Source organism: Metasolibacillus sp. FSL K6-0083, assembly GCF_038630865.1.
Taxonomy (GTDB): Bacteria; Bacillota; Bacilli; order Bacillales_A; family Planococcaceae; genus Metasolibacillus; species Metasolibacillus fluoroglycofenilyticus.
Genome location: NZ_CP152046.1, coordinates 275,449 through 291,831, shown reverse-complemented (window position 1 = coordinate 291,831; position 16,383 = coordinate 275,449). Strand labels below are relative to the sequence as shown.

Here is a 16,383-nt window from a genome sequence, read left to right as displayed (position 1 = left end):
TTTAACTCCATAAAGCTGAAAAATTGTTATCTATTTTCTTCATTTTTCGAAATAATAAAGTTATGTCCCAGCCTCAAGTTTTTTCTTTACTCTAGAAGCCTCTGCTCCTTTACAATTTCCAGCACCGATTCACGAGATGTTGCGCCTAAAACTTGAAATAGCTGCGTCCAATAGCGCTCAATCGTACGTACAGATATATGCAATTTTGCCGCCATTTCTTTATTTGTCAAACCTTCCTGTAGCCACGAAACAAGCATTTTTTCCTTTGCGGTCAACTGAATTTCTTCCTTGCTATTAAAATCAATGTAATCGAGGAAATCCATTGGTATCATAATAAGTCCTTGGGTCGCTGCACGAATCGTTTGAATTACTTGAAAGCGCGTCGCCATTTTCGAGACTACCCCATCCACCTTCTTTTCAACGATAAGTGAATAATAATTTGTCGGGTCGTTTCCTGTATATAAAATGACTCGTGCAGTCGTTTGCTCCCTAATCATTTGTGCTAAAGAAATGCCATCGTATTCACCTAAATTCACATCGAGTAAATAAACATCATAGTGATTTGTGGATAACTGATTTATCACGTTACTAGCCTGTAGTTCCGTGTCAATTTGGATGTCATCAGCCGATTCCATTAATCGCTTTGACCCTTCTAGCACAATGGGATGGTCATCTACAATAAGCACCTTAATCATCTTCTTCATGCCCTTCTATAATAATGTGAATAAATACACCTTCATTTATGTTTGTCACTATGCGACATTTTCCATTAAACGCCTCTACTCTTTCACGGATGCCTCTTATACCTAAAGAGTCTGTCTGTAGCATCTGTTCGAGTGTACAGCCAATGCCGTCATCCTCATAAATTAATTCAAAGCCTTCATCTACCTCCTGTAAAGAAAGCGTTACCTTTTCTGCCTCAGAATGCTTCAGTGCATTATTCAGTAGCTCCTGCACAATCCGATAAATGACTAAAGGTAGCTGTTCATTCTGTAAATAAACACGCTCAAAGGTTGTAGATAATTTAAAATTTGCTTTATTGCTCACTTGCTGCGCAAGCTGACTCAATGCTACTGTCAATCCCAGTTTATCTAATACAGGCGGCTTTAATGTCTCGCAATATGAGCGTAAATCCTGTACATTATTTTGCATTTGTTGATACAGCCCTTGGACTGATATAGCTGCATCATTTTCCAGCAATAAACTCATTTCACGTGTAAGATGTGTTAAATTTTGTAATACCGTATCATGTAATTCCTGTGCAACATAATATTTTTCCTGCTCCACTTTTAACCATACTAGCTTCTTCAACCATACAGGCTCCTGTTCCGCTGTTTGTTGTACATTTCTCAATTCCTGTAATAATTCTTCGATTTTTTTCAGGCTTTCAATTGTACTTTCCGTATATTTCAACAATAATTTTAGCCATAAAAGCTCCTCATCCTTTAAGCGAATCACGTTACGATGCTCGATAAGTAGCAACCTTTTTATATGCGGCTCCTGATGAATAAGCGCCACATATTCATTCGAGAGCTTAATAACTTCTCCTACTTGTAGCTGCTGGATTTGTTCACTCTCTATTGTGTAGCAAACAGGCATTTTACGTTCTTTTTCGTCAAAAGCAACAATTTCGATGTTTTCTATTTCCAAATGCTTGATAGCCTCCTGCTTTAAAATCGCAAGAAGCTCCTCCACTTTATATGCTTCACTCATTTGATTAATCGCTCGTGAAAGCTGTCGTATCGTATTGCCCTTTGGCGTAAATAAAATATTACGATATTTCACATCCGCCTTTTCCTTTATGTAGAAAAATAGAAGAATAGAAATAAATAAGAAAAAGACAATTTCCCAGCTAGACTCTTTTTCCAATAAGAAATATAAGCCTATATAAAGCCATACAGTTAAAATCGCCGTGGCCATTAAATAATAGTTTGTCCGCGTAATATAATAATGAATATCAAATAATCTCTCGGTCACACGTAAAAACATAAAGCAAAACGGAATCAATAGTACAAATAATATGCTATATTCCGCCTGTAAAATCGGACGCTGCCAAAGCACCTCTGGCAACACGAACAGCAATAAAAATGGTGAAAACGGCAAAATTACGCTTAAAATTAATAAGCGTAATTGAACGGTACGTTCTTTATAATAGCTGTATAGCAATATCGATAGTGGAAATGAAAAAAGTAGGAATGATGTTGCAAGTAAAATTAGAGAAATAATGCTCCTCATGCTTGGATACAATATTTCAATGCTACATAGTATAAGCGAAACTATCGGTAGTATATATAGGGCTTCAATCCGTTTTATAAATGACCATTTAATATGTAAATAATTATAATAACTTTTTAAAAACTGCAATAGTGTAAGCGGCGTAAGGATAATACTCCCGGAATTCACAATATTCCCTATAAAATTTGCCTTACTTGAAGCCACACTACTTAAATATGTTAACGCTACCATTAACATAAATATAACTAACCATTTAATACTTTCAATCTTTCGATGACCTTTATATAAATAAAGAGTGGCTCCCAATGAAATAATGAAGTAACCAATAGGCAATACTACATGTAAATAAAACTGTTCTAACAAATCTCTGTGCAGAACTTCTATTTTCTTTATCGTACCATCCTGCTTTTCTATTGTTAGTTCATTAGCAGCCCTAATAGATCCAACAAGTAGAACCATGGGACTATCATCTACTTGTATACCATCAACATCCAATACTATATCTCCAACTTCAATGTTATGCTCTGATGCCCATTTTTTATAATATGGTAACTCAACAATCCATTGATCATTTTGTTGCTGAAGTGTTATTTTAATTAATGGGGCTTGGTAAGCAACGATAGATAAATATATACCTAGCCCCATATAAATTAGTGATAGTAAATACCATTTTTTCATTTATTAACGCCAATACTCACTATTAGCATGTACCTCCTCCGCAAACGCTTCTACAATCGCTTCTTGCTCTTGTGCCGTAACGCCAACTAGAGATACTTTTTCTTCATGTAATAGCTTTGCAATGTCCATATTGTCACGTAAAAATTGAATCATTTTCATCATATTAAATCAGCCTCATTTCATCATTTTTTAGTAAGTTTTTTTCAACATTTGTTATAGCGTCTTCAGTCAATGTTTGGTGCAATATTAGCATCTAGTAAATAAATAATGAATATTTGCCGTGGCGTAAATCGTTGTTAATTTGCTGTAAAATACTAATTGTTCATCAACACTAGCTTCTAAAGTTACTATTTCTTCAAAATGACATTTAAGCTGGTTATCCCTCTTTTGTACTAAACCACCTCCCATCAATCCATTTCGCCTCGGCGTAGTTGCGTCTAGAATTTTCAAAATCCGTGACATTCGCCGGAGGCTTTAACTTCTTTCAGCGGGTGTTTAGACACCCGCTGAAAGAAATTAAAATAGTTTTAAAATACTCTCTATTATTTATTTTAGCGAAATTAAAAATAAAGTGTAGATATATTTTTTATTTTTCGACAATTTGGCGGTAAAATGGCGGATACCGACAAAAAAATGGCGGTATATTGACGGTGCAAAGGGAAAATATCCGTGCTATGCTATAGCAACCTAGGGATACCGCATGCACTATAGCAAAAAATAAAGGGGTTGTCCGAAAAGTCCACTTTGCTTTGCCACCGCATTGAAATCAATGTTTTCATCGCTTTCCTTTTGCTGAGGGATAACGCTGCTAAAGCCAATGTTCATCCCATTTTTAAAAGAGGCGTTTGCTGTTTATATGAATCAACATTTTGTGAAATATCATCGCTACTGTCCAAAATGCTAAAATAATATACTTAAAAATATTCCATAATTCATTATTATAACAATCGAGGTGAATATCATGATTAAAATTCACAATCTTAGCAAATCCTTCACTAATTCATCAGGCCAAATTGATATTTTACATAATATTTCCTTAACGATTCAAAAAGGGCAATGGCATACAATCATCGGTCCTTCAGGCACAGGGAAATCAACATTTTTAAGCTGTATTGCTGGTCTACTACCCCCTACTACCGGAGATGTACTATACAATGATATTCATATTTATCAATTAAGTGAGAAGGCAAGAAGGAATTATCGCAGTAAACACGTCGGCTTTGTTTTTCAAAACTTTAAGCTTTTACCGAATTATTCTGTATTGGATAATGTCATGCTACCGCTTATTTTTGATGAGCCGAAAAAAATCTTATATCCAAAAGCTGAGCTTATATTAGAGCAAGTCGGTATTCACTCCAAACTATTTGAGCGATTTCCTGCAGAGTTATCTAATGGCGAGAAACAGAGAATAGCAATTGCAAGAGCGTTAATTAACAATCCTGATGTGCTTATTTGTGACGAGCCTGCGAATAATTTAGATAATGATGCGACTAACTCACTACTAAGGCTATTAGCACAATTCCAAGCAAATGGACAAACGATTATAAACGTCACACATGATGAAGCAGCATCCAAGTATGCCGATTATGTGTACAAATTAAAAAATAAGCAATTGGTAGCCGATTTTTAAGGAAATAAAAAAGCGAGCATATAGGACCGTCTCAAAATCACTTTTCAGGCGGTCCCTTGCTCGTTTTTTATTATAGTTTTACTTCTTTATCTGCAATTAAGTTGCCGTTTTGGTCGAATGCGCGGAAGATTACTTCGTTGTATAAGTCGAAACGGTTAAATTTGCGAACTGCTTGGCTTGCTTTGAAAATATTTTGACCACGATCGATTAAATCATAGTTGACATCTCCGTTCACAGAGCTAAAGCGTACTTGTACAGATGCTACATTTGTACAATTTTCATTGATTTCGGCTGTCATAATTACCGTTGAACGTGTAATATCGACTGTCGCTGCATTAAATAGACCCGCACTCGTATCACAGCTTGCGTCAGAAACGAAAGTTTGACATAAAATTGCATCGACAACTGCCTGATATGCGCTATGCAAACGCTCGATATCCGTTACATGATAACTTTGACCACCTGTTTCAGAGGCAATTTTTTTCAAAATAGCTGTATTGACGTCTTTCGCTGGTCCAACAGCAATTGTATGAATTTGCACCTTTGCTTTTTTCGCACTATCGATGATTCTTTCCACTTGTGCATTCGGCGCTTTACCATCCGTAATTAATACCATCGATTTTGATACATTATTGTCTGTTGAATAATTGTCAAGCGCTGTTTGTACAGCTTTTGCAATATTAGTTCCACGTGAAGTCATTTTATCGTATGAAATAAACCCTTCCATATTGGCTAAATTCGTCGCGGTTCCTTTAACAACAGAGCCTGGATTTGAAGCAAATGGAACGACGATATTATTATTCGAGCCAATTTGACGAATAAGCTGCTTTGTTTTTTCTGCTGTGAAATTATTCGGGTCTTGCTTGCGCATTGAGCCTGATTGGTCAACAACAAACGCGACTTCCGTTACAAGCGTACATTTATTTTGTGTAAACTTAAAGTTTGTGAAGATTTTTTCTTTTACTGGTACACCAATTAATTCTTTAAACATATCGCGATAACGCGGGTCAATATTGGACGAAATAAGCGCTGCTGTTGCAGTCGATGAACCATATATAATTGAATCGAAATAGGCGACAGCCGAGCCAGCATAGCCTGTCCCACTATTATAGTCTGTTGTGTTGGTATTGAATGAGACTACTTTGCGCTGCCCATTAAACTCGATTTCTGCTGTTCCTTTATAATCCGTAATAACACGTCCACCGGGTGCTACTAAGTTCACAATGACTTTCGTATAGCGTTCCATTCCTTCTGGACGCTCAACAATTGCTTGGCTTTCTTTTAAGCTGTCCACCTTCGCGTTATAACCGCTTAAATTCCCAACAGTATCTTTATAATTTTTCGATAAATAATCTTGGTCTGCACGGCTTAAAGAGTCAAAAATTGCTTTGACAGCCTTTACACTATCGTAATGAGCCATCGTTAAATCATTCGTATTGCGCGGGAAGTATGTTAATAAATGAACGATTAATGCATGGATTTTTGATTCAAATTGACTTGTGAAGCTCTCATCCATTACGTCCTGTAAATTATAAACAGCTCGTCCTTCGCTATTAATTGTGTAGAAAACATTCACTTTATCATACTCATTAATCATACGTTCTAAAATTTGTTCGAAGAGCCAAACAGAAATAAGCTGATTATCCATACGAAGCTCCGCATTCTCATATTGAATGGCATTATCTCTTACACGACCGTTGACAATTTGCCCTGTAGAACTCGTATAATTTTCCCACTTCACCCCGTCAAACGTTAGTTCATCAGGGTCATAGTCACGAACTTCGATAATGCCATTTGGTGTAAATGGAATTGCTTGGATTGTATTACCATCAGCTCTACCAACAGGTAATGCTGGTAATGGCTTAGGACCTGGCACAACATTGCCACCACCATTTGGCTGGTCTGGGTCATACACCTCATATGAAATGCGTACCTCAGCACGTGGTACATAGCGTAGCTCTACTTCAATTTGTTGGTTACGATAGCTGGCAAATTTCGTCTCATTATTGTTCACAAGCTCAAACGTAATGATATCCTTTTCAGACTTTGTTAATTTAGGTGCAATAATATAAGCATTTAGCTCGCCACCATCTGTGAAAATCGTCGTTGTGCTGCTGCCTGCATTGTTCTCTGGCTGTGAACCAGTTGTTGGGGGTGCTTCAACAATACGTGCGCCTACTTTAGATGTTACTTTGAATTGCAGCGTTGTGTCATAAGGAATGTCATTCCCATAGCTGTCTTTTAGTAAAATTGAAATGGCTGCTGCATCTAGACCGTTCGCTGTTAGTTCCTCAGTAGAAACATTAATGCTTTGAACAGCTTTAAATGCGCTTGGATTGTTTGAATTTCCATTATCCGTCTTAGGTGGTGGAGTTAATTCTACCGTACCATTAGAGCTGACGAAGTTTAATGGTAATGTCACCTTGCTATTATCTTTACCAGATGGGGCTGCATGCAAGCCCTCAATAGCTATTCCCCCACTTTTTACTGTGCGATATAAAAATGTAACAAGGTCGCCGCGCGTAATTGCTTTTGTTGCAGCATAGTCATCAAATGTTTTTTTCCCTGTTAAACCTGTTGTAATTTCATGTGTATACAAATATTGCACTGCTTGGACTTCCGACAAATCCAGACTATTCATTGCCGCATAAAGACGAGCAAACTGTCCTCGTGTTGCGTTTGCAGTACGACGTCCCGCATTATTTGCACCGTAAATAGGCAAGTTTAAATCCGCGTAATATGTGTAAATCATGTCATTTGTATAGCTAAAATGATAGTTTTTATCAAGCTGTGCAACCATCATTAGCATTTGCTGCTCGCTGACAGTTGCATTCGGCTGAAACTTATTGCCTGAAAGTTGCACTAAGCCTTGCTCAACAGCCCATTGTGCTGCCGTATATTTTTCGCTATTTTTGTCAACATCTGAAATCGATACTGCTGCGGCATTTGCCGGTGCTGTAAGTGGAAGCCATGTTGCCAAAACTAGCACTGAACAAAGTATAATCATCCATGTTTTTTTCATAGTATCCATGTAGCCTCCCCTTAGTCAAAGAATAAAATATCGTCGCGGAAATTTTGTTTTAAATCATTTTCTAAATATTCAAGGAAACGCATCATAATTAATGAAGCTTGTGCACGTGTTAAGTTTTGCTTCGGATTGAAATTGCCCGTTACAGAGTCACCTGTCATTAAGCCGAGCTCTGATACAACATAAACCGCATCACGTGCGTAACCTGTTATTTTAGCATCGTCGCGATAATTTGTTTTAAAGCCAGGGTCAGGAGCTTTCCCCTCTAAGCCGAGTGCACGCACTAAAATGGCAGCAGCTTGCTGGCGCGTTAAATAGCCATTAGGGTCAAATTTAGATGGCGTTATTCCCGTCACAACTCCTTTGTTGACAGCAGATGCTAAATAGCCGTAATCTTTTGTCGTACGTTTCACATCATTAAAAATACTAGGAGGTGTTTTTTTCCCGCTTGTACTTTCTTCAAGTACACGTAAATCAATAGCCTTGCCAATCGCCACCGTAAAATCATAGCGCTGCATAGGCGTATTTGGTGAGAAGAAATTCGATTGGTCATCTAAAATACCTAAAGAATATAACTTCTCGATAGCATCCTTTGCTTGATGGCTTGATAAATCCCTAAATTTTGGAACAATTAACCGCTCGACACGTGGCATCATTTTTAAATTAAGCGATACCGTTCCAGATCTCTTAGGTAACTTGTAATCATATTCAGAAATAATATCCGCTGTGCTATTTACAACATACCCGCCGTAAAAGCTAGATAAAGTAGAGGCATTTTCCTCATAGTTTAATGTTCTAGACTTAGATGAGGATACGCGGTTTTTCACTGTACCAACTGCCCCGTCCTCAAAAATCATTTCATACTCAGTAATTTGTGTTTCTGTCGCTCCCCAGAAATTTTCATAGCCTTCATTGCGGCTATCGATATGCACTATCATTTCGCTCGTATTTCTACCCTGTTTTACAGAATACGTTTTACGTGCAACCGCATTCCCCGAAAAATAGTCAGATGCTGGGCGCTTATCTGTTACTGCACTTTTGGAAAATTGATAATCTGTTAATGTGTACGTCTTATTGCCAATCGTAATTTTCTCCGTATATTTTGTCACTTCGCCTGTTGCAGTGCTTTGTCCAATTTGATCATAATTCGTTACATCAAAAACATATGTAAATTGGCGTGATAACTGCTCACCATTTGCCCCTGTCAATGTTAACTTATATGTTTCTGTTACCTTGTCTTTTCCTTCTTTAACTGTAACAGAGACATTTTTATTAGAACCCGTTAATTTGATAGGTTGTCCAGTTAAGAAAATATATTCTTCATATGTATTTTCATTTTTAACCCCACCGTTAAGATCAATCGTATTTGCATGAGCCTTTCCTGAATAAAGAACAACTGTAAATAGCAGTAAGGAGACGATTGTGACTAACCATTGACGCTGTTTCATACTCTACACTCCTTTATTAAATAGTAGAGAGGGGGATGTCTAAAAGGGATCTAACATGTCATTTTTTAGATGCCTTCTACTTCTTTACTTTGGATAATAACCATTTATAAAATGGTTATTATCTCTAACTTTAAGGCATATTCTTTCAGCTTTAAAGTGAACAAGTAAATCGGCATTTTTGATTGTGTTAGAGAGACCTTAATCTTTCTCGACAACCCCTTCACTATTTTCATTTTTCAATCTTACTCATTCACTAAAATAACATGTGCATCGAAGCTAGCATTCGTAAATAATACGACACGATCTGATGCTTTTAGCTCTGAAGCTTTAATCACTTTACCATTTTTAATAATCATCGCCTGATCGAGCATGACATTTGTTAAAGAGCCGTTATCAATCCATTCACCATTCAGCCATTGACTAACATCTTTAACATTCATTAAGCGTGTTTCGTTTCCATTGCTCGTCAATGTACGGAAATCTTGAATGCGACCTGTTAACACAAGCTCTGATTTTTTCTGGGATGGAGTAAGTACATGCAATGCTTGGATATGACCATCCTTTACATAGTAATAGCCATATGCCCCTTCATGTTCAATTAAATCCATATTTGGCACAATTGAAATAACACCATTGCGCACATTTGTTACCATGTGTGAACTGTTGCTATAAGCGAATGTAGTAGTCGACTTCGGCACCCAGTAATTATTTTCAAGTAGCTCTAAGCCATCAATCTCCACTAAATAATTATCCATATCAACAAATACTAGCTCACCGAAGTATAGACCATGCTGCGCTAAATTTGGTGATGTAAAGCTATCATTCGTAATATTGACAACATGTGCAAATCGGCTATTTGTCGTACCATCTGTAACTACATATGCAGAACCATATGCAGCTAAAGTCGATGGCTCCACTAAGCGACCGTTGCGAATTAAAATAGAGCCTTCATGGAAATATAGTTGACCTGCATAACCAAGTCGCAAGAAATTTAAAGATGTATTTACCGCTGTTAATGGCTCATAGTAAGTGCGCTCATTATTTTGTAAAACCACTATTTTTTTTACGACCTCTTTGCCAAACTGCTTCGTTGTAACATAATAAAGCTCACTATTTTGATAGTTTCTTAACTGATTTTTTGCAATCTTTTCATTACCAACATAAATCGATGTATTATTATCAAATGTGAAAGTATTCATTGCTGTTTTTTCTGAAGTGCCAAATAGCCAATTGGTGAAGGCATGCGCGTTTTGTGCGACAAATGTATTCGCAGAAGTATTAACTGTTTGTAGCTTTGCTTTATAAACATTCGCTACTTGCACACCTGTTACGATAATTTCCATTTCAGAAATAATTGAAGTAGATGGGCTTGAAAACTTCACTTTTACGCGGTCCCCCTCATACAACGCACTTAAATCATATGTGGAGGAGCCCTTTATAAATTTTGTATTTTTGTTCACATAATAATCCTGCTCTTTTGCACCGTCCATTTTAATCGTTACAAACAAGCCATTCGGGTCAATCTTTGTCACTGTTCCATACGTTTGCTTGCTATTTGGTGCAATTGTGCCTTGCTCAACAGCCGAAGTTCCACGCATTTCTGTTACTCTTCGCAAATTTACCTTGACGGTTACTTCCATGCCTGATTTAAAGCCATCAATCGTCGTCATTGTATTGTTAATATAAAGTTTAGCACTATTATCCATATTAAATGTGCTACGATTGCCTCGACTATTCTCCAGCGTAACACCGCTCAATGTTTTTGTAACAGTCCCATCTTTCCCAACCGCTTCATTATATGATGCAGAAATAAATGTATATGTTGTCGCTGCTTCTGCTTGCGGAGCTGGTATTATGAGACTTAATAAAACCGCAAGCATTACGAGCATTTTTGTTCCTTTTTTTAACAATGCGCTTCCTCCTCTTTATTGCAAATTCCTATGTAATGTCCATTTCATTTCATTTCTTTCAGCTACTGTTTTGACCATAGAAACTCAGTCTGAGAACATCGCATACTAAGATAACGACTAAGTGACCAACATCGTGTTGGCCTAAAGCCTCTGGCGGATGTCACAGATTTTGGCATGATGCAAGTTAACTGTTGTCACAGGACGTGACAGTTTTAGGTTAACCTCCACCAAATAGCTTGAAAAAATCTGGACTAAAGTTAGAATTGATTGGACGATTTCCTTATACAGAAACATCAATTGCATGCCCTAAGCTCGGGTGCGGTGCATCGATTACCTCTAATAGTTGCTCGGTGCTTTGCTCTTGAAACTCCATCGCCTGCTTCGTTACAGCGATTGAAACTTGTTGCATTAATTGGGCTTGTTTCATATTCATTGCTAATGCTGCGATATCCATTGTATCAACCTCCTTTCCATGAAAAACATATGTCACTAACACTAAAATTTGATTGTTTTCTTCAAAGATAAACCGTCTAGTTTACACTATCATATATATTTAAAGAAATAACCATTCACGAACTCTTCTAAAAAGATAGGGACACACGACCTGTTTTCTGTTGTTATTTTCATTGCAGAAATAGTTATCCTCTTCTCTATTTCATCGGCTATAATCATGAATTTTCTAGTATTTTCTTTCATTTTAACATAAATTAAGCTCTCAATCAGTGGGCATTTTTATATACAGGGAACGTATTTCTTAATTACGCCTCGCTAATCTAAATTGACATAACGAAAGCTGGGCTACCCGAAAAATTCGGGCAGCCCAGTCGTTTTATCATATATATGCTTCAATTTCTCCCCATGCCTGCTCAAAGCCTAATCCTGTTTCAGAGGAGAAGACAATCAGTTTGTCTGCTGGGTCCATATCAAGTGTTTCTTTAACAATTTTTTTATGTTTATCCCATTTACCTTTTGGGATTTTATCTGCCTTTGTTGCAATAACGATACATGGAATATTGTAATGCTTTAAAAAATCATACATCATCTGGTCATCTCCAGTTGGTGAGTGACGCAAATCGACAATTAGCACAACCGCTTTTAATAATTCTCGTCCGGTAAAGTATTTTTCAATCATTTTTCCCCAAGCAGCTCGCTCTGATTTTGAAACTTTTGCATAGCCGTAACCTGGTACATCGACAAAAAATAATTGCTCCTCGATTTTATAAAAGTTTAATGTTTGCGTTTTTCCTGGCTTGGATGAAATACGCGCCATCGCCTTGCGTCCAATCATTCGATTAATAAATGAAGATTTTCCGACGTTTGAGCGACCTGCTAAAGCAAATTCTGGCAGTCCATCTTCTGGGTATTGCTCTGGTCTAACGGCACTAATGACCATTTCGACATTATGGACTTTCATGTGATTAAAAACCTCCGTCAAGTGCCAATGCAAGCACTTCCTCTGCTTGTGACACGAGTTTAAATGTAAGTTGCTCGCGAATCGTTTCTGGAATGTCATCAATATCACGCTCGTTATCCTTTGGTAAAATAACGGTTGTTAACCCTGCGCGATGGGCGCTTAACGACTTCTCCTTTAAACCACCTATAGGCAATACACGTCCACGCAACGTAATTTCTCCCGTCATACCGACTTCCCGCTTAATTGGCTTATTCGTGATTGCGGAGACAATTGCGGTTGCAATTGTAATACCAGCGGATGGCCCATCCTTTGGAACAGCTCCTTCAGGAACATGAATGTGTAAATCGTGCTGCTCAAAATAATCCGTATCAACACCAAGCTGTTCTGTTAAAGAACGAACAAACGTTAAAGCGGTTTGTGCAGACTCCTTCATTACATCTCCCAATTTACCTGTCAGTTGGATTTTACCCTTTCCTGGTGTTAAAGAAACTTCAATTTGCAACGTATCTCCGCCAACAGATGTATAAGCTAGACCTGTCGCTACGCCTATTTGATTTTCCTCTTCAGCCTGCCCATAACGATAGCGATGCTTACCAAGTAAATCCATTAATGTTTTAGCATTTAGTGTCACTCGTTTTTTCTCACCAGAAACAATAATTTTGGCAACTTTACGGCAAATCGTGGCAATTTGTCGCTCTAAACCGCGCACACCTGCTTCACGTGTATAATAGCGAATAACATCGACAATCGCTTCTTCCTTTAAAATGAGTTGGGCTTTCTTCAAGCCATGCTCTTTCATTTGCTTCGGCGCTAAATGATTCATAGCGATTTTCGTCTTTTCCAATTCCGTGTAGCCCGCAATTGAAATAACTTCCATTCGGTCAAGTAACGGTGCAGGAATCGTACTTAAATCATTGGCAGTTGCCACAAATAAGACATTTGATAGGTCATATGTTTCTTCAATGTAATGGTCGCTGAATGTATTATTTTGCTCTGGGTCAAGCACTTCTAACATCGCAGCAGAAGGGTCGCCTCTAAAATCATTCGACATTTTATCAATTTCATCCAATAGAAAGACTGGATTAATTGTTCCCGCTTTTTTCATTCCTTGAATAATACGTCCCGGCATAGCTCCGACATACGTTCGACGGTGTCCACGGATTTCGGATTCGTCTCGCACACCACCAAGTGAAATGCGGACAAAATTACGATCCAAGCTCTCTGCAATTGAACGTGCCAAACTTGTTTTACCAACACCCGGAGGACCAGCTAAGCATAAAATCGGACCGCGTAAAGTATTCGTTAGCTGACGTACAGATAAATATTCTAAAATACGTTCCTTCACTTTCTCTAATCCATCATGGTCGCGATTTAAAATTTCTTCTGCATGGACGATATCTAAACGGTCCGCCGTTTTTTCACTCCACGGAATCGATACTAGCCATTCTACATAGTTTCGAATAACGCCACTTTCAGCACTAGCCGCTGGCAATTTTTCATAGCGGTCAAGCTCTTTTAACGCTACTTTCCTTGTTGATTCTGGCATCCCAATAGCATCGATGCGCTTGCGCAAGTCAGTGATTTCTCCCATCTTGCCATCACGGTCACCGAGCTCTGTTTGAATCGCCTTCATCTGCTCACGCAAATAATATTCTTTTTGTGTGCGTTCCATCGCTTGTTTTACTTTTGTATTAATTTTCTTTTCTAAATCTAAAATTTCTTGCTCATCATGTAAACGAATAATTAAATTATCCAAGCGTTTTTTGACATTAAAAATAGCTAGGATTTCTTGCTTTTCTTGCACTTTTAACGGTAAATGTGACGCGATAACATCCGCTAACCGCCCCGGCTCTGTAATGTCTATAACAGAATCAATCGTTTCCTCTGTAATTTTCTTTGACACTTTTGCGTATTTTTCAAAATAAACTAATAAAGTACGCATTAAAGCCTCTGTTTCAGGGTCTTTATATGTTGAATCTTCCGATAGCTCTAAATCTACAGTTGTAAATTTAAAATCTTCTTTATATCGCTTTACTTGCGCGCGGCTAACACCTTCCACCAAAATACGCAACGTACCGTTTGGCAATTTTAACATTTGCTTCACTGTTGCTAGCGTGCCGATTTTAAATAAATCTTCCTTTTCAGGCGCTTCTACACGCATATCCTTTTGTGCCGCTAAAAAAATATAGCTTTCATTCAACATCGCATGCTCTAATGCTGCAACTGAACGATCCCGCCCTACATCGATATGTAGCACCATTGAAGGATAAACAAGTAAGCCTCTTAATGGTAATAATGGTATATTTTCTTTCATTTTATTCATGCGGGATTCACCTCCATCTATATCAATCCGTAACAACCCGCTTTTTATAGTATGTGTTTAATTCAACATCTTTATTTGTTATCGGACATGAATCATTTTTATGTACAATCAATTATGAAGAAAAGCTAGCTAATAGCTGTTGACAATATAGAGAAAAGCTGACTACCTACTGGTGCTGATGCACGTTCGATGTCAGCTTCGATTGTTCGCTGTACTATTTTAAGCAGACGTTTTTTCGTTATCTCTTTTCAATTCAGTACCATCTGCAAGTAGCAATTTAGGCTCTGCTTTATCGATAATTGTTTCAGCAGTAATCACACATTTTACAATGTCATCACGTGATGGTAGCTCAAACATTACATCTAGCATTGTTGCTTCAATAATAGAACGTAAGCCGCGTGCGCCTGTTTTACGCTCAATCGCTAATTTAGCAATTTCCTCTAACGCCTTTTCTTCAAACTCAAGCTCTACATTGTCAAGTTCAAGCATTTTTTGGTATTGTTTCGCTAATGCATTTTTCGGCTCTGTTAAAATTTGTACAAGTGCATCTACATTTAGCTGCTCTAAGCTTGCTAATACAGGTAAACGCCCGATAAATTCTGGGATTAAACCAAATTTCAACAAGTCCTCTGGAATAAGCTGAGCTAATAATGAACCTTGCTCCTCTTCCACTTTATTTGGATTTGAGCCGAAACCAATTACTTTTTCACCTTGACGGCGTTTAATAATTTGTTCAATACCATCAAATGCGCCACCTACGATGAAGAGGATGTTTGATGTGTCAATTTGTAAAAATTCCTGATGTGGATGCTTACGACCACCTTGAGGAGGAACGCTTGCTACAGTACCTTCTAAAATTTTTAGCAATGCTTGTTGCACACCTTCACCAGATACGTCACGCGTAATTGACGGATTTTCTGATTTACGTGCCACTTTATCGATTTCGTCAATATAAATAATTCCTTTTTCAGCACGCTCGATATCATAATCAGCCGCTTGAATAAGCTTTAATAATATATTCTCTACGTCTTCTCCGACATAGCCTGCCTCTGTTAAAGAAGTTGCGTCCGCAATCGCAAATGGTACGTTTAAAATACGTGCTAATGTTTGTGCTAATAATGTTTTACCACTACCAGTTGGCCCAATTAACACAATATTTGATTTCGACAATTCCACATCGTCGATTTTAGCATTTGAGTTAATGCGTTTATAATGATTGTAAACCGCTACAGCTAATGCTTTTTTAGCGCGCTCCTGTCCAATCACATATTCATCCAAAATCCCTAAAATATCTTTCGGTTTTGGAATATCTTTGAAGTCGATTTCATCTTCTACTCCAAGCTCTTCTACAACAATTTCAGAGCACAGTTCGATACATTCATCACAAATATATACACCTGGTCCTGCTACCAGCTTACGAACTTGTTCTTGTGGTTTTCCACAGAAAGAGCATTTTAAATTGCCGTTTTCATCATTAAATTTGAACAATTTGTTTCACCCCTATTCAAGCTTCAATCTTACAAGATTATTTGTCCTTTATCAAATATATTGACTGCTTTCATATGTATATGTGATAAAACAAGGTACAAAACAACGCACCTTGTTTTATCTATAATTATTTGGCAAGTAATTTCATCTTCATTTAGGAAAAGATAGCCATCCCTATAAGGTGGAGATGAATACTTTTTGTCATTTTATTTAGTGCGCTAAATGAAGA

11 protein-coding genes are annotated in these 16,383 nt (G+C 37.6%); 1 reads left to right on the top strand and 10 read right to left on the bottom strand.

From position 1 onward, the window contains the following. Window positions 1-86: 86 nt before the first annotated feature. From MHB51_RS01300 to comX, 3 genes are read right to left on the bottom strand one after another with little or no spacing between them, the layout of a single operon-like run. Window positions 87-704 carry a response regulator transcription factor gene (locus MHB51_RS01300; protein ID WP_107942904.1) on the bottom strand — a complete coding sequence of 206 codons (618 nt, stop codon included), beginning with the start codon at window positions 702-704 and terminating at the stop codon, window positions 87-89. Further along, entirely contained in the window at window positions 688-2,913 is a 2,226-nt protein-coding gene (locus MHB51_RS01295; RefSeq protein WP_342558819.1) for an ATP-binding protein, read from the bottom strand. The genes MHB51_RS01300 and MHB51_RS01295 overlap by 17 nt, the downstream gene beginning before the upstream one ends. A 3-nt stretch (window positions 2,914-2,916) precedes the next feature. Further along, the gene (gene comX / locus MHB51_RS01290) at window positions 2,917-3,075 is read right to left on the bottom strand and encodes a competence pheromone ComX (RefSeq protein WP_342558818.1); all 159 of its coding nucleotides are present in this window, start codon (window positions 3,073-3,075) and stop codon (window positions 2,917-2,919) included. A gap of 799 nt (window positions 3,076-3,874) precedes the next feature. Here comX and MHB51_RS01285 point away from each other — a divergent pair. Further along, entirely contained in the window at window positions 3,875-4,543 is a 669-nt protein-coding gene (locus MHB51_RS01285) for an ABC transporter ATP-binding protein (protein ID WP_066162369.1), read from the top strand. A 70-nt stretch (window positions 4,544-4,613) separates the two neighbouring features. Here MHB51_RS01285 and MHB51_RS01280 read toward each other — a convergent pair whose 3' ends face one another. The 7 genes from MHB51_RS01280 to clpX form a co-directional block, all read right to left on the bottom strand. Continuing rightward, a complete protein-coding gene (locus tag MHB51_RS01280; RefSeq protein WP_342558817.1) occupies window positions 4,614-7,574 on the bottom strand; it encodes a vWA domain-containing protein in 2,961 nt (986 codons plus the stop codon). 11 nt (window positions 7,575-7,585) lie between these two features. Then, entirely contained in the window at window positions 7,586-9,019 is a 1,434-nt protein-coding gene (locus MHB51_RS01275; RefSeq protein ID WP_066162365.1) for an S-layer homology domain-containing protein, read from the bottom strand. A 242-nt stretch (window positions 9,020-9,261) separates the two neighbouring features. Next, window positions 9,262-10,929, bottom strand: coding sequence for a hypothetical protein (locus tag MHB51_RS01270; RefSeq protein WP_342558816.1), 1,668 nt, complete (start codon window positions 10,927-10,929; stop codon window positions 9,262-9,264). A gap of 280 nt (window positions 10,930-11,209) precedes the next feature. Next, the gene (locus MHB51_RS01265; RefSeq protein ID WP_107942908.1) at window positions 11,210-11,383 is read right to left on the bottom strand and encodes a YjfB family protein; all 174 of its coding nucleotides are present in this window, start codon (window positions 11,381-11,383) and stop codon (window positions 11,210-11,212) included. A gap of 378 nt (window positions 11,384-11,761) precedes the next feature. After that, on the bottom strand, window positions 11,762-12,343 hold the full coding sequence (yihA, locus tag MHB51_RS01260) for a ribosome biogenesis GTP-binding protein YihA/YsxC (RefSeq protein WP_107942909.1): 582 nt from the start codon (window positions 12,341-12,343) through the stop codon (window positions 11,762-11,764). A 4-nt stretch (window positions 12,344-12,347) separates the two neighbouring features. Further along, complete coding sequence (lon, locus tag MHB51_RS01255) at window positions 12,348-14,666, bottom strand: endopeptidase La (protein WP_342558815.1); 2,319 nt, start codon at window positions 14,664-14,666, stop codon at window positions 12,348-12,350. A gap of 219 nt (window positions 14,667-14,885) precedes the next feature. Beyond that, complete coding sequence (gene clpX, locus MHB51_RS01250; RefSeq protein ID WP_066162354.1) at window positions 14,886-16,154, bottom strand: ATP-dependent protease ATP-binding subunit ClpX; 1,269 nt, start codon at window positions 16,152-16,154, stop codon at window positions 14,886-14,888. Window positions 16,155-16,383 lie beyond the last annotated feature (229 nt).